The sequence below is a fragment of the Rhodococcus sp. IEGM 1351 genome (assembly GCF_030056875.1).
GTDB lineage: Bacteria > Actinomycetota > Actinomycetes > Mycobacteriales > Mycobacteriaceae > Rhodococcus_F > Rhodococcus_F opacus.
The window spans coordinates 336,618-356,489 of the sequence record NZ_JASHKU010000005.1; the positions used below are offsets into that span (position 1 = coordinate 336,618).

The following is a 19,872-nucleotide window of genomic DNA, read 5'->3' on the forward strand; positions in this document are numbered from 1 at the left end:
AACGTTTGCGTAAATAGCGTGAGGCACGTCACAGGTGGCTGTCAACTCGGGCAGGGTGATTTCTTTTGCGCACTACAGCGGCATGGATTCTGTGAGGAATCTACGCAAATATTTGCGTTGCTCGCTTACTGTGGGAACGTGATCCCCAAGCAGTCCGTCAACATGGCCGACGTCGCGCGCCGCACCGGAGTCTCGATCGCCACCGTCTCGCGTGCGTTGCGCGGCGAGCGGGGTGTCTCCGAAGCGACGCGACTGCGAATCCAGAGGGTCGCGGACGAGTTGGCGTACGTCATCTCACCCGAGGCGTCGAAGCTGTCGGGGGGCGCGACCGGGCGGGTGGCCGTCGTGGTGCCGTGGATCGACGCCTGGTTCTATTCGCGGATTCTCGCCGGCATCGAACACGAACTCCGCGCCGCGGATCTGGACGTGCTGCTGTACTGCCTCGAGGAGTCGTCCCAGCGCGAATCGTTCTTCGAACGGCTTCCCTTGCGCCGCAAGGTCGATGCCGTCATCGCCGTGGCGTTTCCTCTGACCGGGCCGGAGCGGGCGCGGCTCGAGGAGATGGATGTGACCGTGGTCGTCATCGGCGCGCACGCCGGCGAGTTCCCGTCCGTCCGGATCGACGACGAACTGGCCGCGCGCCAGGCCGTCGGGCACCTGATCAGGATCGGCCACACCCGGATCGGCATGATCCGCACTGTGGACCCGGAAGGCCAGTACTGGGAGGGCGACATCGCCCGGGTGGCGGGTTTCCACGCCGCCCTCGCCGACGCCGGACTCGACGACGACTGCACCGTCACCGTTCCCTGGGGAATCGAGGGCGGCGAGCGCGGCATGGAACTACTGCTCAGCCGCGCCGAGGTGCCCACCGCGGTGTTCTGTCATTCCGACGAGGTCGCCGTCGGAGCGTTGCGCACGCTGCGACGTGCGGGTATCCCCGTTCCGGCCGGGATGTCGGTGATCGGGATCGACGATCACCCGACGGCCGAGCTGGCCGACCTGACCACGGTCCGGCAGCCGGTCGGAGAGCAGGGGGCGGCGGCCGGCCGGGCGGTCGTGGAACTGCTCAGCGGCAGGGAACCGGCGGAACGGGCGGTCGTGCTCCCGACCCACCTGGTGGTCAGGGGCTCGACCGCCCGTCCTCCGGAACTCTGACGTCAGCGCACCAGGCGCTCGCCCGCCGTGTCGGTGGCGAAGAGGTGCGCATGGGCCTCGTCGACGCGGACGTGCACGACCTGGCCCTTCTCGGGTGGGTTGCGCCAGTCGACCCGCGCGACCAGGTTCTCGGTCCGCCCGCCCACGGTGGTGCGGCCGAACACGAAGGCCTCGGAGCCGAGTTCCTCGACGACGTCGATCTCGAGTTTCAGCCCGCCGGAGTCGGCGATCTCGACGTGCTCGGGCCGGATCCCGAAGATCACCTCGCGCCCGCCCGTCGCGGTCAGGACGTCGCGGGGGACGGGGACCAGCTGGTCGCCGATCCGCACCCCGCCGTCGGTGACGGGGACGGTGAACAGGTTCATCGACGGTGAACCCATGAAACCGGCGACGAAGACGTTCGCGGGCCGGCGGTAGAGCTCGCGCGGGGACGCGCACTGCTGCAGCACCCCGCCCTTGAGGACGGCGACCCGGTCGCCCATCGTCATGGCCTCGACCTGGTCGTGGGTGACGTAGACGGTGGTGGTGCCGAGGCGGCGCTGGAGCTGGGCGATCTGGGTGCGGGTCTGCACCCGCAGTTTCGCGTCGAGGTTCGACAGCGGCTCGTCCATCAGGAACACCTGGGGTTGCCGGACGATGGCGCGGCCCATCGCGACTCGCTGCCGCTGGCCGCCGGAGAGGGCCTTGGGTTTGCGGTCCAGGTAGTCGCCGAGGTCGAGCATGTCGGCGGCCTCCCCGACGCGCGTGCGGATCTCGGTCTTGTCGGTGCCGGCGAGTTTGAGGGCGAAGCCCATGTTCTCCGCGACGGTCATGTGTGGGTAGAGCGCGTAGTTCTGGAAGACCATCGCGATGTCGCGGTCCTTGGGTTCGGCGTGCGTGACGTCGCGGCCGCCGATCAGGATCTGGCCGCCGTCGACGTCCTCGAGTCCGGCGAGCATCCGCAGCGAGGTGGATTTGCCGCAGCCGGACGGGCCGACGAGGACGAGGAATTCGCCGTCCTCGATATGCAGGTCGAGTTGATCGACCGCCGGGACGTCCGAGCCGGGAAAGAGCCTGGTCGCGCCGTCATAGGTGATTGTTGCCATGAGAAATGAATCCCTCCACCGGCAGGAACGTGCCGGACGATCCGAGTGTTAGGGGTGTGTCGGCAGACGCCGACGAGGAAGAACTATGGCCTAGATCACAGTGCTTGTCCACTTGGAGATGACCGGGCTTTGTTCTCGAAAAGACGGAAGTGTGTATTGATGAAAATCCAAAGGTCCTCTACTGTCAGCGTGACACCCCTCACTCGCAGATTTGAAGAGGACACGAGACATGGCTCTGACAATTGGCATCGACGTGGGTGGCACGAAGATCGCAGCCGGCGTGGTCGACACCGACGGAGTCATCCACCGGATGGTGCGTCGTGACACCCCGTCCCACGATGCGCGGGGGGTCGAGAACGCGATCGCCGAACTCGTTCGCGAACTGGCGGACACGCACCCCGTGCAAGCGGTCGGTATCGGCGCGGCCGGCTTCGTGGCCGCCGATCTCAGCACCGTGCTCTTCGCCCCGAACCTGGCCTGGCGCAACGAGCCCCTGGGCGAGGTCGTCCAGGCCTCCTGCGGACTGCCGACGGTGGTCGAGAACGACGCCAACGCCGCGGCATGGGGCGAGGCGCGCTTCGGGGCCGGACGGACGGGGCAGACCGTCGTCGTGCTCACGGTCGGAACCGGCATCGGCGGCGGCATCGTCGTCGACGGCGTTCTCCATCGCGGCAAGTTCGGTGTGGCAGCGGAATTCGGGCATCTCAACGTCGAACCGCACGGTCGCCGCTGCGGTTGCGGTAACCACGGCTGCTGGGAGCGTTACGCCAGTGGGCGGGCGCTGGTCCGCGAAGCGCAGGATCTCGCGAACGTCTCGCCCGGTTTCGCCGCCGATCTCCTCGCCCGCGCCGGCGGAAGGGCGGACGCCATCACCGGCCTGCACATCACCGCGGCCGCGCAGGAGGGCGACCCCGCCGCACTCGAGTGTTTTCGGGTGATCGGTTCCTGGCTGGGGCACGGCATGGCGGACATCGCCGCGTTCTTCGATCCCGACCTGTTCATCATCGGCGGGGGCGTGTGCGAGGCGGGCGAACTGCTGCGCGGTCCCGCCGCCGCCGCGTTCGAGAACCGTCTCACCGGACGCGCACACCGACCGGTCGCCGAGGTGCGACTGGCTGAACTCGGCGCGAACGTCGGCATCGTCGGCGCCGCCGATCTGGCCCGGGAACGAGTTCTCGGGCTCGCACACAACGGCTCACGAGTATCTGGAGGAGTGCAATGTCCAATCGGTTGAGTCTTCCCATTCCGGTCGCCGAGGTGTGGGACTGGCAGAGGGACGCCGCATGCCGCGGCTACGAGTCGTCCACATTCTTCCACCCCGACCGCGAACGTGGCCGGGCACGCGAGATGCGGGACTTCCGCGCCAAGATGATCTGCCGCGGATGCCCCGTGCTGGTGCAGTGCCGCGAGCACGCGCTCAGTGTCGGTGAACCGTACGGCATCTGGGGTGGACTCTCCGCGAACGAGCGCGAAGAACTCCTCGCCAATCACCAGGGCCGGGTGGACGAGGCCGTGGCGGAATCCTTCGGCTTCGATCTGGTGCGCCAGGCCTGAGCACTTGCGGTCAGCTGCCCGCCGGGAGCATGACCACTCTGCTGTTGTCGGTGTCCGCGACGTACACGTCGCCTCGGCTCGACACGGCGATCCCCTCCGGCTGATCCAGCCCGGAGAACGGGAGAACCTCCTGCTCGTCCGAACCGGCGGCCAGCCGCAGAATGCGATTGTGGTTCTGATCGATGGCGTACACGGTTCCCTCGTCGTCGACCGCGACACCCCCGACGCTCTGGAGGTCGGTGAAGGGCAGAAAGCTCTGGGCATGGGTGGCGGCGTTCCACGTGAGAACCTTGTTGGGCGTGCCGACGTAGAGATCCCCGTGTTCATTGACGGCGACGGCGAACGGGCCGATCACCGTCAGCGGCACCGCGACGGGAGCCGCGGTGACGTCGCGCAGGGCCATCACCCGATTGTTCAGCGTATCGGCGACATACAGCGTGGCGTCCGGTCCGAGTGCGATTCCGAACGGCTGGTTCAGGCCGCCGAACGGCATCGGTACCTGGGTGCTGCCGTGCAGCATCGTCACGGTATTGGTCACGAGGTCGGAGACGTACACATCGCCGGACGTACTGACCGCCACTCCCTGCGGAACCTCGAGTCCGGTGAAGGGAAGAGCTGTCTGCGCATACGTCCCGGCGCTCACTTTCAGGACCTGTTTGGCCGCGCTGTCCGCGATGTACAGGTCCCCGGTGCCCGAGACCGCGAGCCCGGCGGGTCCCTGCAGATCGGTCAGCGGGAGCACGACCTGCGCGCTCGTCGACTCCTCGCCCGGCCAGGCGACGTAGGCGACAGCGGCGACGACGAGGACGCCCAGAAGCGCGGCGAGCAGCCAGCGTTTCCGTCGGCGCGAGCCCCCGACCGTTGTCGGTTTCGTGGGCGCCGCACCCCGTTCGGTGTCGGGGCGGGTCACGTCCGGACCGCTCGCGCGGGTGGTCGCGGCGGGGTCGACCAGGGCAGCAGGCCGGGTCACGTGGCCGGGCCCGGCCCACTCGATCGCCCGGATGGCATCGCTGAACTCACGACAGGTCGAGTAGCGCGCTTCGCGGTTCTTGGCCATGGCGCGCGCGACGACCGCATCGACACCGGCGGGCAGCCCGGGGCGAACCACGCTCGGCTGGGGAATCGGTCCGTTCAGATGGCCGTGCATCACCGAGGACGCGGTGTTGCCGGGGTACGGCGGTTCGTTGGTGAGCAGGTGGAAGAAGGTGCAGCCCAACGCGTAGATGTCGACGCGGTGGTCGAGTTTCTCACCCTCGATCTGCTCGGGCGCGGCGTAGTGCAGGGTCGCCACCAACACCCCGGTGCGGGTCAGCTGATGTGTTTCGTCGAGGGCCTTGGCGGTGCCGAAGTCGGTGAGCAGTACACGTTCGGGATCACCCGGCGCGAGCAGGATGTTCGCCGGCTTCACGTCGCGGTGCAGAATCCCGGCCTCGTGGGCGTGGTCGAGTGCTCTCCCTGTCTCGCTGACGATGTGCACGGCGCGCTCGACGTCCAGGGCGCCGGAACCGAGGGCTTTCCTGGCGTCGGTGCCGGGAACGTACTGCATCGCGATCCACAACCTGCCGCCTTCACGGCCACGGTCGTGGACGGTGACGATGTTGGGATGGTCGAGATGCGCGGCGTGGTCTGCTTCCGACTCGAAACGTGACCGGACGTAGTCGTCGTTCGTCCACGACGTGTCGAGCAGCTTGAGCGCGATCTTGCGCGGCAGGTTGGGATGCTGGGCGAGGTAGACGGTGCCCATGCCGCCTCGTCCCAGAACCCGTTCGATCACGTAGCCGGCAAACACCGTGCCCGGTTCGAACTCGCCGCTCACATCGGCTTCACCGCCTCCCGGGACCCTCCAATCATTGAACCCCGACGCCGGGTCAGTCCGGTAGCCGCCGCATCTCGATGACGGTCAGTCCCAGCGCGTCGAAGCGCGCCAGCATGCCACGGAGATCTGTCGGGCTGTCGACCGGACCGTAGAGCGTGGTGTCGCCGGTCGTGACGTCCGAGACGTCCAACTCGGGGAACGCGGCCAGCACCCGATCGGACAGGGCGCCGCTGATCAGGAAGGCGTACCTGACCTTGCCGGGCCAGTTCGATTCAGGACGCACCACGGCGGGCTCCTTCATTCGCATCGTCGTTCCAGAACTCGGTCAGCCGTAGATTTCAGGGTGACCGACAGAACGGCAACGCGCCTCACCCGCAAGTGGTGAACCGGCTCAGAGAAGGCCGTTGTGTTGCGCGGCCGCGATGGCGTCGCGGCGGGAGGTGACGCCGAGTTTGCGGTAGATCCCGCGCAGATGGGTCTTCACGGTGTTCACCGACACGCACAGATCTGCCGCGATCTGCTCGGCGGTCCGCCACGACGGAAGCTCCACGAGGAGTTCCAGTTCGCGGGGAGTCAACATGTCGGACGCAGCGCTCTCCGACCGCGGGAACGACGCCCGGAGCCTCTCGGCGAAGGGTTCGAGGACACCGAACCGGCCGGTGCTCCGCACCAGAAGTTCTCGGATCTGTGGTCCGCAGTCGTGGAACGGGCGCAACGCCGACTGCGGCTCCGCGAGACGCAACGCCTCGGTGAGTGCGCTGTGGGCTCGTGAATCATGTTTGCGGGCAAGCGCGATCGATGCGTCCACGAGCCACGCCGCAATCAGATTGGTTCCCGCCGCGCACTCCAGTTCACCGTCCACGACGGGTTGGAGCGTCTTGCGGGCCAGGTCGAGTCGGTGGAGATGCAGATGGATGATCGCCTCGACGAGGGCTGTGTCGCCGGTGGGCCCGAGGAGAGCGTGCGTCTCGGTCGCCAGTTCGTGCGCCCACCCGGTCTCGCCGGCGGACAGATACGCGTACTGAATGGCAGGCAGCAACACCGCCCGGACCCCCGGCGGAACCGGCAACGAGGACGACACGGGGCTCTCCGCGTGCAGCGTTGTCACCGAATTGTGCCGGTATCCGGAATCGTCGAGACCGAACAGGGTGGCGGCACCGTCGGCGAAGCCCGCGATCCCGGTGTTCGCCCGACGCAGCGCCTCGGCGGATTCGGCGGCAAGGCGGGCGGCATCGGGATCCATCCGGAGGTAGCGGCACCAGGAGTCGATGAGCTTGGTCAAGTGGAATGTCGGATCGCTCGTTGCCGAATGCGTCCGACCGATCGCGAGTGCCTCGTCCGCCAGTGCGGACGCTCGCACGACGTCCCCCCGCGACATCGCGACAGCGCCGAGAGACCCCAGGCAGTACATGACGCCCAGCGACGCACCGCCGAGGCGAGCGTGAGCCAACGACTTCTCGAGCACGACGTCCGACTCGTCGTTCCGCCCGAGGAACAGCAGCGCACGCCCTTCCTGGAGCAGGACGAACGCGTCGAGATCGGGATCGCCGCTCGATCCGACACCCACGCTGCGCAGCCGGTTCAGGGCGGTCTCGATGTCGCCGGTGCCGATCGCGGTCTGCACCCGGAGCGATTCGCGGAGCAGCAGATGTAACCGGGACTCGGCGGCACCGTCCACCAGCAACCCCGACCGTCTGCGGTCGAGAAGTTCGAGGGTGGACGTGGCCACCGCGATGTTGCCCGACGCGAGCGCCGCGGCGGCGCGGATGAGCCGCGCCGACGGGTGGTCCTGCGAAGATCGGGGTGCCCGCGCGAGAAGCCGGCCGACGGCCTCACCATGACCTCCGACGATCAGGGCCAGCGAAGTCCGGGCGAGCAGCGCCACGATCTCGTCGTGATCACCGGAGTTCACCGCGTGTTCGAGCGCGAGCAGCGCGTCCCCGAATTCATCGTGCCAGTGGGCGGCCGTCAATTCGAGGTGCTCGACTTCGACGTGGCCGATCCGGCTGATCTCCGCCCGCAGATAACTCCGCAGTAGCGGGTGGTAGCGATAGTGCGTGGGGCTGTCCGTGATTCGGCTGATCAGAAAATTGTGGTGCTCGAGCCAGTCGATGTTGCCGTGCGCATCCGTGCAGCCCGTGAGCTTCTCCGCGAGTTCGACGGTGAACGAGGCCGGGACGGACGTGCGCAGGAGGAACTCGCGCATCTCGTCGGTCTGGCCGGCGAGGACCTCCTCGATGAGATAGTCGGCAACGGCCCGGCGGTCGCCCGTGAACTCGGCGATCAGTCGGCTCGGATCCGGGTGGCCTTCCAAAGACATGCCCGCCAAGCGGATTCCGGCCGCCCACCCCTCCGTGCGGTCCATCAGCGCGTCGAGATCGGCCGGACGCAGCACGACGTCGTGCTCGTCGAGCATCTCGGCCGCCTCGGCGGACGTGAACGCGAGAGCCTTCGCCGTGAGTGTGAACAGCTTGCCGTCCAGGCGAAGTCGCTGCAGAGCGAGCGGCGGCTCGAATCGCCCGATGATGACCGTCCGCAACATCGGAGGTTGCCAGCGCATGAACGACTCGAGGTCGGTGAGTACGTCGGTGTCGCGGAGGAGGTGGGCGTCGTCGATGACCATCCAGATGTTCTCGCCGAGTTCGTGCAACGCGGCCGACAAGTGCGCGCCGACGTCCGGCGCCTCGGAATCGAGCCCGGCGCAAGCCTTCTGCAGGCGAGGATTTCCGGTGTCGCTGAGTGAGCGGAGGATGGCACGGTGGACTACGTCGAGGTCGTTGTGCCGCTCCTCGATCGTGAGCCAGGCAATGGTCGGAGCGTCGGCGGCGGCGAGCACCTCCCGTGCCCAGTCGGCCACGGCCCGCGTCTTGCCCGACCCGGCCGGTGCACAGACGAGCGCAACCGGGCAGGGGTGGGCGTCGTCGGTGAGCGCTTCGGTGAGCATGGTGTGCAGGCGGGTCCGGGTAACCGTCCGACCCCCTGCACTCGAAGGTATTCGAGTACTCAGATGAAATTCCCCGAGAGGTGCTGCCGTCACGCCGACCCCCAATTCTCGCTGCACCGAGAAACGATCTTCGACAAACGCCAATCCCCGACGCCGTAGGCCGGTGCGACGATTTTAGCGAGAATGCGTTGTTTTGTGTGGGTGAACGTGTTTTACCGAACGGCAACGCCACGCTTTCGTGATGTCGTTCGGACTACTTCGTCATCGCGATCGTGCACCCGATTCGGAGTCCGTCACTTCGCGGTGACCTGAGAAAATTGGCCAAAGCCGCGTTGCAGGCGTGAGCCTGCGGAAGCATCCGCCACACGTCAACGAAAGTGGACAGCATGCACACAGGTGGTGCCGGCCGCGGACCCACCCGATCACCACCTCGACACGTTGCGGGCCGAGGTGCGAGCGTTCCTGCGCGAGCAGATCGACGCCGGCGTGTTCACACCCGGTGTGGACACGTGGCTCACCCGGTGGAACCCGGACTTCACGAAGGCCCTCGCGGCCCGCGGCTGGCTGGGCATGACGATCCCGGCGGAGTACGGCGGGCAGGGCCGCACGTTCATGGAGCGGTTCGTCGTCACCGAAGAATTGCTGGCCGTCGGCGCGCCCGTTGCCGCACAGTGGGTCGCGGACCGGCAGGCCGCACCGTCGCTGCTCGCCTACGGCACCGAGGAACAGAAGCAGCGTTTCCTCCCCGGAATCGCCACCGGCGAGATCAGCTGGGCGATCGGAATGAGCGAACCGGAATCGGGCTCCGACCTCGCGAGTGTCCGCACGAAAGCGGTCCGGGTGGACGGCGGCTGGCGGATCACCGGGACCAAATTGTGGACGTCCGGCGCCCACCGGGCCGACGCCTTCTTCGCGCTCGCGCGGTCGGCTCCGCTCGACCAGGCGCAGCGCCACGCCGGGCTCAGCCAATTCATCGTTCTGCTCGACTCCCCGGGGGTGCAGATCAGGCCGATCCTCTCGATGTCGGGCGACCACCATTTCAACGAGGTGATCCTCGACGAGGTGTTCGTGCCCGACGAGTTGGTGCTCGGCCGCATCGGCGAAGGCTGGAAGCAGGTCACGTCCGAGCTCGGGTTCGAACGCAGTGGTCCGGAACGTTTCATGTCCACGTTCTCGATCCTCGCCGCAATGGCCGAGGAAATCCGGGAGGGACGGCAACCGGCCGATGCCCGCATCGGAGCGCTCGTCGCCCGGACCTTCGGCCTCCATCACATGTCCCGCGCGGTGTCGGAGGCACTGGGGCGTGGTGACGACGCCGAGCTCGGCGCCTCGGTGGTGAAGGTCCTCGGCACCCTGCGAGGCGGTACGAGTGAGATTCTGCGCGGCGTCATCGCGCGGGGATTGGGGATGCGCTGATGACCGGACCGGCAACCGACACCGAGATGCGGGAGTTCGCACGCATGCTCGGCCAGGTCTTCGCCACAGATCGGCGGGCCCCGGGCGAGGCTCGGGAGTTCGATCTGAGAGTTGTGGTCGACGCTCGCCGAACTCGGCCTCACGAGGCTCACCGGCCCCGAATCCGGGGGTGGCAGCGACGCCGGGTGGACGGAGTCGGCGTACCTGCTCGCGGCCGCCGGCGCCGCTGATCTCCCGATCGCCGAGAACGATCTGCTCGCGGGTTGGCTGCTCGGCAGGTCCGGTTGCCCGACCGCGACTTCCGGCCCCGCCGTGGTCCGCACCGCAGCCGTGCTGGATGCCGACGGCACCGCGCGGCACGTCCCGTGGGCGCGTTCGGTGGATGCGCTGGTGGCCGTGTGGGAGGCGGACGTCACGTGGCGGGTCGCCGAATTCGCCCGCGCGGATGTCGAGGTGACGGAGGCGGCCAACCTCGCGTCGATGCCCCGGGACCACGTCCGGGTCGACGTCTCCGCGCAGCAGGGCACGCCGGTGCCCGCCGACGTCGTGACGGAGTTCCTCCGGCGCGGCGCACTGGCTCGGGCGCTCGCGATGGCCGGGACCATGGAACGCGTCCTGGCCCTCGTCGTCGAGCACACCTCGGCGCGCACGCAGTTCGGTCGCGCGGTGGGCAAATTCCAGGCGGTGCAGCCGGGGAACGTGGTTAGGCGGCTCCGCCGCCCGTGCGCCTTTCCGGTTGTCCCAGCTACCAAAAAGGCGCACGGGCGCGGAGCGCCTACGGAGTGACGATCGGGAACGCGCTGTCGGGTGGGTCGACGAGTTCCGTGAGGACCAAGAGCTTCGACGGGTCACCCGTCACCTCTACGCCCTCGAGTCCCTTGCCGGCGAACAGTCCGACCAACTGCATCTTCGTCAGGGTCAGCGAGACGTCCGGTTGCGTCGCGGTCCTCGGCGACAGCGTCTGGATGAGTGCACCGTTGGACAGCGTCGTCCGGTAGTGCGCTTCGGGTTCGGTGAAGTGCCACTCCGCGACGAGGGTCTTGTCCCAGGCTCGCGGGCCGTTGATGCGGAGGGCGACGGAGTCGAAGATCTGCTCGATCGTCAGGGCGCTCAGCATGTCCGCGCCGAGTTCGGTAATGGGAGGCGGAACGATGCCGCCGCGCAATTCGAGTGCGCCGGTGAGGTAGAAGTTGCGCCACGTCGCGTTCTCCGAGCCGAACCCGAGTTGCTCGTAGGTGCGAGCGAGTAGTTCTTTCGCGTCGCTGTCCGACGAGTCGGCGAACACCGCATGCTTGAGGAGTTCGGCGGCGAACCGGAAGTCGCCGTCGTCGAAATACCGTTGCGCCTTTGCCCGGACCTCGTCCTGACCGCCCATGCATTCGACGTACCGTGTCGCGACGTTCTCCGGCGTGTGCTGCCACAGCGACGTCGGGTTGCCGTCGAACCAGCCCATGTAGCGCTGGTAGATCGCTTTGACGTTGTGGCTGACGGAGCCGTAGTAACCACGTGTGTGCCAGGCTGATTCGAGGGCGGGAGGCATCGGGAAATTCTCCGCGATCTCGAGCCCCGTCAGCCCGGAGTTGAGCATCCGCAGGGTCTGATCGTGCAGATACTGGTACAGGTCGCGCTGCTCCGACAGGTATTTCACCACCCGGTCGCGACCCCACGTCGGCCAGTGGTGGGAGGCGAACGCGACGTCGTAGCCGCCGTCGAACATCTCGATCGCCTGATCGAGGTACCGCGACCAGGCGCGGGGGTCCCGGACCAGCGCGCCCCGCAGCGTGAGGAGATTGTGCAGATTGTGGGTGGCGTTCTCCGCCATGCACAGTGCCCGGTGGTCCGGGAACAGGAAGTTCATCTCGGCGGGCGCCTCCGTTCCCGGCGTCACCTGGAAGATGATCCGGATGCCGTCGACGGTCTCCTCCTGACCGGTGTGGGTGATGTCGACGGTCGGTGGGATCAGTCCGGGGACACCCGACGACACGTTGGTGCCGAGGCCGGCGCCGACGTGACCGCGCGGCCCCTTGGGGAGCAACGCGCCATACATGTAGGTGGCGCGGCGTCCCATAGCGGTTCCGGCGTAGACGTTTTCGGCCACCGCGTGTTCGAGGAACCCTTCGGGGGCGAGGATCGGGACGTCGCCGCGACCGTCCGGGAGAACGCCGACGACGCCGCCGAAGTGATCGATGTGGGAGTGCGTGTAGATCACTCCGGTGACGGGCCGATCGCCACGGTTCTTCCGGTACAGCGCGAGCGCGGCGGCCGCGGTTTCCTGCGAGATCAGCGGGTCGATCACCAGGATGCCCGTCTCGCCCTCGACGATCGTCATGTTGGACAGATCGATACCGCGAAGCTGGTAGATGCCCTCGGTGACCTCGTACAGGCCGTCCTTCGCGCACAGTTGCGACTGACGCCAGAGGCTCGGGTCGGCGGTGTCCGGGCAGTCGCCGTTCAGGAACGAATACTCCTGCATGTCCCACACCACGCGACCGTCCCCATCCGTGACGGTGCGGGGGTCGAGACGGTCGACGAAGCCGCGGTCGGCGTCCTCGAAATCGGTGGTGTCCGAGAAATCGGGTGTCATGATTCTTCCTTCTCGTGTCGCGGTCGGGCGGGGGCAGGGGCAGGGACCGGGGCAGGGGGAGCGGGAGCACTGCTGAGGATCGTGTTGACCCACCGCGTGGACGGGTCGATGTCGATCAGCAGCGCCTTCGCCATCAGTGTCAGCGGGATGGCCAGAATCGCGCCGAGAGGCCCGAGGATCCACGTCCAGAGCACCAGTGACAGGAACGTGAACGTCACGGACAGGCCCACCGCGTCGCCGACGAACTTCGGCTGGATCACGGACTGGATGATGACGTTGATGACGCTGTACAGGACGATGACGACGAGCATCAGTTCCGGACCACCCTGCAGCAGCGCCAGCAGTGCCGGTGGAACGAGCCCGAGGACGAAACCGACGTTCGGGATGTAGTTGGTGATGAACGACAGCAGTCCCCACAGGATCGGCAACGGAATCCCCAGCGCCCACAGTGCCCCGGTGTCGATGACGGCGACGATCAGCCCGAAGACGGTGGACACGATCAGGTACTTGCGGGTGCCGACCGAGAACGCGGAGAGGGCGGTGGCGATGTCGGGGCGCATCCGCGTCACGATGCGCATCCGCGAACCGTAGGTGCTTCCGTCGACCGCCATGAACAGCAGGAGGGCGAGGATGAACAGCAGATTCGAGAAGATGCCCAGCATGGCCTGCAGGATCCCCTCCACGAGACCGAACACCTTGCTGTAATCCACCTGGGAGAGCAAGGTCTGGGCGTCGGCGGAGTTCACGCCGTTACTGTTCAGAAAGCTCTGGGCGCTGTCGATGAGGGCCGTGAAGTCGTCCGCGTACTCCGGTAGAAGCGTGGCGAGCTGGGCGACCGACAGGGCCAGCGACAGCACGAGGACGAGGATGATGCCGTTGACGACCAGGATCGCCGCGATCGTCGCGAGCCATCCCGGGACACGCTTCCGGTGAAGCCATTCGGGCAGCGGGTGAACCGCGACGGTCAGCATGAGAGCAAGGAAGATCGGCCCGACGATCGACGCAGCCACCTGGATTCCCGCCACAGTGACGACGAGCGCGGCCAGCCCGAGAATCACGATCAGCCCCCGCGGCATCGACCACTGAGAAGCCGGCGCCGTGCCGGATACGTCCTGCGGATCGGTCATCGCGTGTCCCTTCGCAACAATCGGCCGGCCAACCGGGATGCCCCGAATCGACTCTTGCACCCGGCCGACGACGACACATCATCCGTTGCAGATGAGGATCACCCGGTGCGGATGATGCCGATGCCATCGCGAAGTCGCACGATTCCACTGTTCGAGCACATCCTTTCGAGAAGGGCATGGACATGACGACACATCCGGAGTCCAGGACCAACAGCCCTGTCAAACAGGGTTTTGCCGCGGGAACGTCGCTGGCAGCGGCGATATTGCTGCTGACCGTCGGCGTGATCTCCTTCTTCCAGGGCATCGCCGCAGTCGCCTCCGACGACCTGCTGGTCATCGGCGTCGAGTACACCTACCAGTTCGACACCACCGCGTGGGGATGGATCCACATCGTTCTCGGCGTCGTTCTGGTCATCAGCGCGATCGGCCTCATGACGGGCGCCACCTGGGCCCGTGTCGTGGCCGTCTGCATCGCCGCGCTGTCGATCCTCGCGAACTTCCTCTGGCTGCCCTACTACCCGCTGTGGTCGATTCTGATCATCGCGCTCGACGTCGTCGTGATCTGGGCGGTCACCACCTGGGACACCGCCAGGGACTAGGACGATGACGACGTGGTGAGCTCCGCGACCGGCACCTGGCCGGTATTCGGCTCGCTGCAGGAGTATCGGAAAGGATGGGTCAGGCCCGACGTGATCGCGGGCCTGACCGTGTGGGCCGTGCTGGTCCCGGAGGCCCTGGCCTACGCGACCATCGCGGGAGTTCCCCCTGTCGTCGGTCTGTACGCGGCGATACCCGCCCTAATTCTTTACGCGGCGGCCGGCAGTTCCCGGCATCTGGTGGTCGGGCCGATGTCGGCGACGGCCGCCCTGTCGGCTGCCATCGTCGCGCCGCTCGCCGGGGCGGACGGCGGCAAGTACGCCGCCCTGACAGCAGTGCTGGCGATTGCCACCGGCATCGCCGGGCTGCTGGCGGGGCTCCTCCGTCTGGGCTTCATCGCGTCGTTCATCTCGGAGCCGGTGCTGAAGGGCTTCATCGTCGGGCTGGCTCTGACCATCATCATCGGGCAGGTTCCTGCCCTCTTCGGCGTGGAGAAGGAGCACGGCAACTTCTTCGAACAGGCCTGGGGAGTCGTCACCCACCTGGGCGACATCGACTGGGGCACACTCGCCGTCGGTGTCCTCAGTCTCGTCGTGGTTCTCGGATTCAAGCGGTGGCTGCCGCTCGTCCCCGGTTCGCTGCTGGCCGTCCTCCTCGGGATCGCCGCGGTCGCCGTGTTCGGTTTGGACGGTCGAGGTGTCGACATCGTCGGTCACATCGACTCCGGTCTGCCGTCGGTGGGACTGCCGGACGGTGTCGGATTCGACGACTACATCGACCTTCTCGGCCCCGCAGTGGGCGTGCTGCTCATCGGGTTCGCGGAAGGGCTCGGTGCCGCGAAGACGTACGCCGCGAAAGAGGGCTACGAGGTGGACGCCAACCGGGAACTCCTCGGCCTCGGCACAGCCAATCTCGGCTCCGGGCTGTGCTCGGGAATGGTGGTGAACGGGAGCCTCTCCAAGACGGCGGTCAACGGTGGGGCCGGTGCCAAATCGCAGGTCAGCGGTCTCGTCGTCGCGGTCCTCACCGTGGTGACCCTGCTGTTCCTCACCGGACTGTTCGAGAAACTCCCCGAGGCGACGCTCGCCGCGGTGGTCATCGCCGCCGTCATCGAACTCGTGGACATCTCCGCGCTGCGCCGTCTCTACGGGGTGTGGACCGAAAGGCTCGGCAGCATCTACGGATACGCCGCGCGTGCCGATTTCGCGGCCGCCCTCGCCGCGATGGTTGGCGTGCTCCTGTTCGACACCCTGCCCGGACTCGTCATCGGCATCGGCGTGTCGATGCTGTTGCTGCTCTACCGGGCGTCGCGTCCCCACGTCGCGGCGCTCGCGAAGGAAGGGTCGCTGTGGGTGGACGCCGAGCGTCACCCCGACCTCCCGACCACACCGCACGTGGTCGTGGTGCGCGTCGAGGCGGGACTGTTCTTCGCGAACGCCGATCACGTCAAGGACCGCATCGAGGACCTGTGCACCGACGACACGCGAGTGGTGGTCCTCGACGCCGAGACGTCGCCGTTCATCGACGTCAGTGCCGCGCAGATGCTCGTGCAGTTGCGGGATGTGCTCGCGCGCCGGGGAATCGAGCTACGCGTGGCGCGGGACATCGGGCAGTTCCGGGACGCGATTCGACACTCGGGTTCGGACTCGACCCCCGTCGACCTCTATCCGACCGTGCGTGAGGCACTCGCGGAACCGGACCGACAGTAGGCGCTGCGCGCCCGTGAGTGGTTGACGAGTCTCTGGACTCGCAGACCACGCACGGGCGGCGGAGCCGCCCATGACAGGAGACAGTAGTGAGTGGAGAATTGCAGGAACTCGCCGCGAAGGCGTGGGTGTACGGATTTCCGCTGGTGTTCGACCTCGACCAGGTGAACCGCTTCGTGTCGGAGGGGATGGGGAGCCTCGACGCGGGACCCTTCAACACCTTCAGCCACGCCCGCACACTCGCGGGGCCGCAGGACACGTTCGTCTCGGTCAACAACGACACCATCTACTCGATCGCCCAGATCGATCTCGGCCACGGACCGCAATTGCTGCGAGTGCCGGACGCCGGTGGCGCGTACTACGTGCTGCAATTCGTCGATGCGTGGACCGACAACTTCGCGTACGTCGGCAAACGCGCGACGGGTACCGCGGCCGGCCGTTTCCTGCTGACCGGACCCGGGTGGTCCGGTGAGGTCCCCGACGGCGCGACGCAGATCGCGTTCCCGACCGCGGTGGGCACCATTATCGGCCGCTGGGCCTGCGACGGTGAGGCAGACCTGGAGCGGGTGAAGCGACTGCAGTCGGCCCTGACCTTGGAACCCGTCGGCGACCAGGAACCGGCGGAGGGCCTGCCGATACCCGACCCGAACGTCCCCGAGGAACTTCAGTTCTGGGAGAAGCTGCGGGTGTACTCGCAGGCGTACCCTCCTTCCGCGCAGGACCTCGTCGCGCAGCAGGCGTTCGCCCCGCTCGGGTTGCTCGAGACCGGGCCGTCGCCGTACCTCGAGGCGCCGCCGGACCTCGCGTCCGTGCTCACGGCCGGAGCCGAGGCCGGGCGCCAATCGCTGACGACCGCGCTGAAATCGGGCGCAGGTAGCGAGGTGGTCAACGGCTGGCAGTTGATGTACCACGCCTTCGACTACAACGACGACTACTTCGAGATCGGCACCCTCGACTCACCCGAGTGGCGCATCGAGGACCGCTCGAAGGCGCTGGGACTGCGGGCCGGCGCCGCGATGGCGGGACTGTGGGGAAACCACGGCTACGAGGCCGCGTACGCGCCGATCTACCACGACAGCGAAGGCAACGAACTGTCGGGCGAACACACCTACACACTCACGTTCGCGCCGACCCCGCCGGTCGACGCGTTCTGGTCGATCACCATGTACGACCTTCCGGAGTTCTACCTCGTCGACAATCCGATCGACCGCTATTCGATCGGTGACCGCACGCCGGGACTGGTGTTCGCGGACGACGGTTCGCTGACCATCACGCTCAGCGCCGTCGCCCCGACCGATCCGGTGGCCCGCGCCAACTGGTTGCCGACACCGGCAGTCGGGTTCCGGCCGCTGCTCCGGATGTACAGCCCGAAGCCGGAGGTGTTCGACGGAACGTTCGAGATCCCGCCGTTCGTGAGGACCAGGTGATCAGGGGGCGCTGGTGAGCGATCCGATCTGGCTGCTCGTTCCCGACATGATCGGTCTGGTTCACAGCGTCCCGTCCTCTCTCCGATGATCCCGAGTCGGCGGTAGTGTTCGTGCCGATTCGAGGGGGGATCGTGTGAAGAAAGTTGCCGCGGCGCTCCTGTGCGCCGTGTTCACGTCCGGATGTGCGCACAGCGTGTCGGGGACTGCGGGGGCGTCGCCGCTGCAGGAACTGACGCCGGAGCAGCAACGGCAGGTCCACGTCGAGGACGCACTCCGCGACGCCGATCCGTGCGGACTGCTCGACGAGGCGGTCGTGCGGGGCGCCGGGACAGTCCAGCAGTACGGGTCCGCCGTCCAACTGCCGGTGTGTTCGGCGCTGATGGTCCGGCCCGGCGGCGCGACCACGTACGTGGAGTTGTCCCTGCTGCCGTCGATGCTGTCGGATGCGGCGCTGACCGGGCCTGAGACGGTCGACGGCGTGACCGTCTATCGAGGCGCGGGCGCCGACCTGGCCCGCGGGACGTGCGAGCGCGTCTTCCAGTTGAACGTCCTCGAGGAACAGTTGAAACCGCCGCTCGCGTCCGTCCGCGCCGGAACCGTCGCCGGCCAGGACGCCTGCCCGCTCGCCGACGCGGTGCTCGGCTCGGCGATCGACAGGATGCGGTCGGAACTGCCCGCTCGCGTCCCGACGTCCCCGCGTCAGGTGGCGCTCGCGGTCCACGACCCGTGCGAAGTGCTCGACGTGCTGGGGACCACAGCGGGCGGACGCGTCGTCGATCCGGAATCACCGCCCACCCCGTTCGACTGCGTCCTGTTTCCGAACCCGAATCGGGTGCCCGGGAGCGAGGTGACCGTGTCGTTCACGATGTCGCCGGTCAAGGAAAACCGACCACCCGTTCCCGCCGAGCCGGAGACAGTCGGCGACCGATGCCGGTGGACGAGCCCGATGGGTGAGCCGATCGACGTCACACGGCCCGGAGCGGTGGTCGACGAGTTCACCCGAAGGCTCGGTCACGCGGGTGCAGTCGTCACTGTTCACGGGCCGAACTGCGCGGCCGTGGCGAGAGTCGCGGACGCCGCGAACACGGCGTTCGGATAGGCGGCCGAACGGACTCACCCGGGATCAGATTGGACTCCGCCGGTAAGCTCGACAGCTGGACCAGTACAGATTCATCGACCTGGAGGTAGAAACGCGTGGCTCTCGTCGTCCAGAAGTACGGCGGATCCTCGGTGGCAACCGCCGAGAGAATCCGACGAGTGGCTGAACGGATCGTCGAGACCAAGAAGGCCGGCAACGATGTCGTCGTCGTGGTTTCAGCGATGGGGGACACCACTGATGAGCTGCTCGATCTGGCTCAGCAGGTGTGCCCAGCCCCACCCGCCCGCGAAATGGACATGCTGCTGACCTCCGGTGAGCGCATTTCCAATTCTCTCGTCGCAATGGCAATCCATTCGCTCGGTGCGGAGGCCCGTTCGTTCACGGGCTCGCAGGCGGGCGTCATCACCACCGGTGCTCACGGCAACGCCAAGATCATCGACGTCACACCGGGCCGCGTCCGGGATGCGCTCGACGAGGGCTCGATCGTCCTCGTCGCCGGATTCCAGGGCGTCAGCCAGGACAGCAAGGACGTGACGACCCTCGGGCGCGGCGGTTCGGACACCACCGCGGTGGCCCTCGCAGCGGCCCTCGAGGCCGACGTCTGCGAGATCTACACCGACGTCGACGGCATCTTCACCGCCGACCCGCGCATCGTTCCCGACGCGCAGCGTCTCGAGACGGTGTCGTTCGAAGAGATGCTCGAGCTCGCGGCATGCGGCGCGAAGGTGCTCATGCTCCGCTGCGTCGAGTACGCCCGCCGATACAACGTGCCTGTGCACGTCCGTTCGTCATACACGACCAAGCCGGGCACCATCGTGTCCGGATCGATGGAGGACATCCCCGTGGAAGAGGCAATCATCACCGGAGTCGCGCACGATCGCGGCGAGTCCAAGATCACCGTCGTCGGCCTGCCCGACACCCCGGGTTACGCCGCGCAGGTCTTCCGCGCGGTGGCCGAGGCGGAGATCAACATCGACATGGTGTTGCAGAACGTCTCGAAGGTCGAAACCGGCAAGACCGACATCACGTTCACGCTGCCCACCGCCGACGGCCCGCGCGCCGTCGAGAAGCTGACCAAGCTGCAGGGCGAGATCGGCTTCACGCAGGTGCTGTTCGACGACCACATCGGCAAGGTGTCGCTGGTCGGCGCCGGCATGAAGAGCCACCCGGGCGTCACCGCGACGTTCTGTGAGGCTCTCGCGAAGGCCGGTGTCAACATCGACCTCATCTCCACGTCCGAGATCCGTATCTCGGTGCTCGTCAAGGACGTGGAGCTGGACAAGGCCGTGAAGGCTATCCACGATGCATTCGAGCTCGGCGGCGACGAAGAAGCTGTCGTGCACGCAGGAACGGGACGGTAGA

16 protein-coding genes are annotated in these 19,872 nt (G+C 67.2%); 10 read left to right on the forward strand and 6 right to left on the reverse strand.

The genetic code is table 11. The annotated features are described in order from the left end of the window. The first annotated feature begins 138 nt into the window (after window positions 1–138). Window positions 139–1,155, forward strand: coding sequence for a LacI family DNA-binding transcriptional regulator (locus QM806_RS11605; RefSeq protein ID WP_039951819.1), 1,017 nt, complete (start codon window positions 139–141; stop codon window positions 1,153–1,155). Between the two features lie 2 nt (window positions 1,156–1,157). On the opposite strand, the gene QM806_RS11610 is transcribed toward QM806_RS11605, so the two are convergent. Continuing rightward, window positions 1,158–2,240, reverse strand: a complete 1,083-nt coding sequence (locus QM806_RS11610; protein WP_005253435.1) for an ABC transporter ATP-binding protein — start codon at window positions 2,238–2,240, stop codon at window positions 1,158–1,160. 229 nt (window positions 2,241–2,469) lie between these two features. Between QM806_RS11610 and QM806_RS11615 the strand changes: the two genes are divergently transcribed. Beyond that, a complete protein-coding gene (locus tag QM806_RS11615) occupies window positions 2,470–3,474 on the forward strand; it encodes an ROK family glucokinase (protein ID WP_005562100.1) in 1,005 nt (334 codons plus the stop codon). Beyond that, window positions 3,459–3,794 carry a WhiB family transcriptional regulator gene (locus QM806_RS11620; protein WP_054245890.1) on the forward strand — a complete coding sequence of 112 codons (336 nt, stop codon included), beginning with the start codon at window positions 3,459–3,461 and terminating at the stop codon, window positions 3,792–3,794. The genes QM806_RS11615 and QM806_RS11620 overlap by 16 nt, the downstream gene beginning before the upstream one ends. A 10-nt stretch (window positions 3,795–3,804) precedes the next feature. Here the strand turns inward: QM806_RS11620 and QM806_RS11625 are convergent, their stop codons facing one another. From QM806_RS11625 to QM806_RS11635, 3 genes are all read right to left on the reverse strand, one after another. Beyond that, the gene (locus tag QM806_RS11625; RefSeq protein ID WP_133985957.1) at window positions 3,805–5,610 is read right to left on the reverse strand and encodes a serine/threonine-protein kinase PknD; all 1,806 of its coding nucleotides are present in this window, start codon (window positions 5,608–5,610) and stop codon (window positions 3,805–3,807) included. A gap of 52 nt (window positions 5,611–5,662) precedes the next feature. Continuing rightward, entirely contained in the window at window positions 5,663–5,911 is a 249-nt protein-coding gene (locus QM806_RS11630) for a DUF8691 family protein (RefSeq protein WP_005253439.1), read from the reverse strand. Window positions 5,912–6,001: 90 nt separating this feature from the next. Continuing rightward, window positions 6,002–8,554 carry a winged helix-turn-helix domain-containing protein gene (locus QM806_RS11635; RefSeq protein WP_182623510.1) on the reverse strand — a complete coding sequence of 851 codons (2,553 nt, stop codon included), beginning with the start codon at window positions 8,552–8,554 and terminating at the stop codon, window positions 6,002–6,004. A 399-nt stretch (window positions 8,555–8,953) separates the two neighbouring features. Between QM806_RS11635 and QM806_RS11640 the strand changes: the two genes are divergently transcribed. Continuing rightward, complete coding sequence (locus QM806_RS11640) at window positions 8,954–9,970, forward strand: acyl-CoA dehydrogenase family protein (RefSeq protein ID WP_054245911.1); 1,017 nt, start codon at window positions 8,954–8,956, stop codon at window positions 9,968–9,970. A 111-nt stretch (window positions 9,971–10,081) separates the two neighbouring features. Then, window positions 10,082–10,756 (forward strand): acyl-CoA dehydrogenase family protein, encoded by a 675-nt coding sequence (locus QM806_RS11645; RefSeq protein WP_283291427.1) that lies wholly within the window; start codon window positions 10,082–10,084, stop codon window positions 10,754–10,756. Here QM806_RS11645 and QM806_RS11650 read toward each other — a convergent pair. Both QM806_RS11650 and QM806_RS11655 read right to left on the reverse strand, forming a co-directional pair. Continuing rightward, a complete protein-coding gene (locus tag QM806_RS11650) occupies window positions 10,746–12,554 on the reverse strand; it encodes an alkyl/aryl-sulfatase (RefSeq protein ID WP_007298490.1) in 1,809 nt (602 codons plus the stop codon). The genes QM806_RS11645 and QM806_RS11650 overlap by 11 nt on opposite strands. Further along, a complete protein-coding gene (locus QM806_RS11655; RefSeq protein ID WP_005562089.1) occupies window positions 12,551–13,681 on the reverse strand; it encodes an AI-2E family transporter in 1,131 nt (376 codons plus the stop codon). Before QM806_RS11655 ends, QM806_RS11650 begins: the two co-directional genes overlap by 4 nt. A gap of 176 nt (window positions 13,682–13,857) precedes the next feature. On the opposite strand from QM806_RS11655, the gene QM806_RS11660 reads away from it, so the two are divergent. From QM806_RS11660 to QM806_RS11680, 5 genes are all read left to right on the forward strand, one after another. Next, window positions 13,858–14,280, forward strand: coding sequence for a DUF7144 family membrane protein (locus tag QM806_RS11660; RefSeq protein WP_005253445.1), 423 nt, complete (start codon window positions 13,858–13,860; stop codon window positions 14,278–14,280). A gap of 12 nt (window positions 14,281–14,292) precedes the next feature. Next, on the forward strand, window positions 14,293–15,987 hold the full coding sequence (locus QM806_RS11665) for a SulP family inorganic anion transporter (RefSeq protein WP_005562087.1): 1,695 nt from the start codon (window positions 14,293–14,295) through the stop codon (window positions 15,985–15,987). An 86-nt stretch (window positions 15,988–16,073) separates the two neighbouring features. Next, complete coding sequence (locus tag QM806_RS11670; protein ID WP_054245894.1) at window positions 16,074–17,411, forward strand: DUF1254 domain-containing protein; 1,338 nt, start codon at window positions 16,074–16,076, stop codon at window positions 17,409–17,411. Window positions 17,412–17,544: 133 nt separating this feature from the next. Then, the gene (locus QM806_RS11675) at window positions 17,545–18,510 is read left to right on the forward strand and encodes a hypothetical protein (RefSeq protein WP_283291430.1); all 966 of its coding nucleotides are present in this window, start codon (window positions 17,545–17,547) and stop codon (window positions 18,508–18,510) included. A gap of 95 nt (window positions 18,511–18,605) precedes the next feature. Continuing rightward, window positions 18,606–19,871: an aspartate kinase gene (locus QM806_RS11680; protein WP_005253449.1), complete on the forward strand. Its 1,266-nt coding sequence runs from the start codon at window positions 18,606–18,608 to the stop codon at window positions 19,869–19,871. The last annotated feature ends 1 nt before the right edge of the window (window position 19,872 follow it).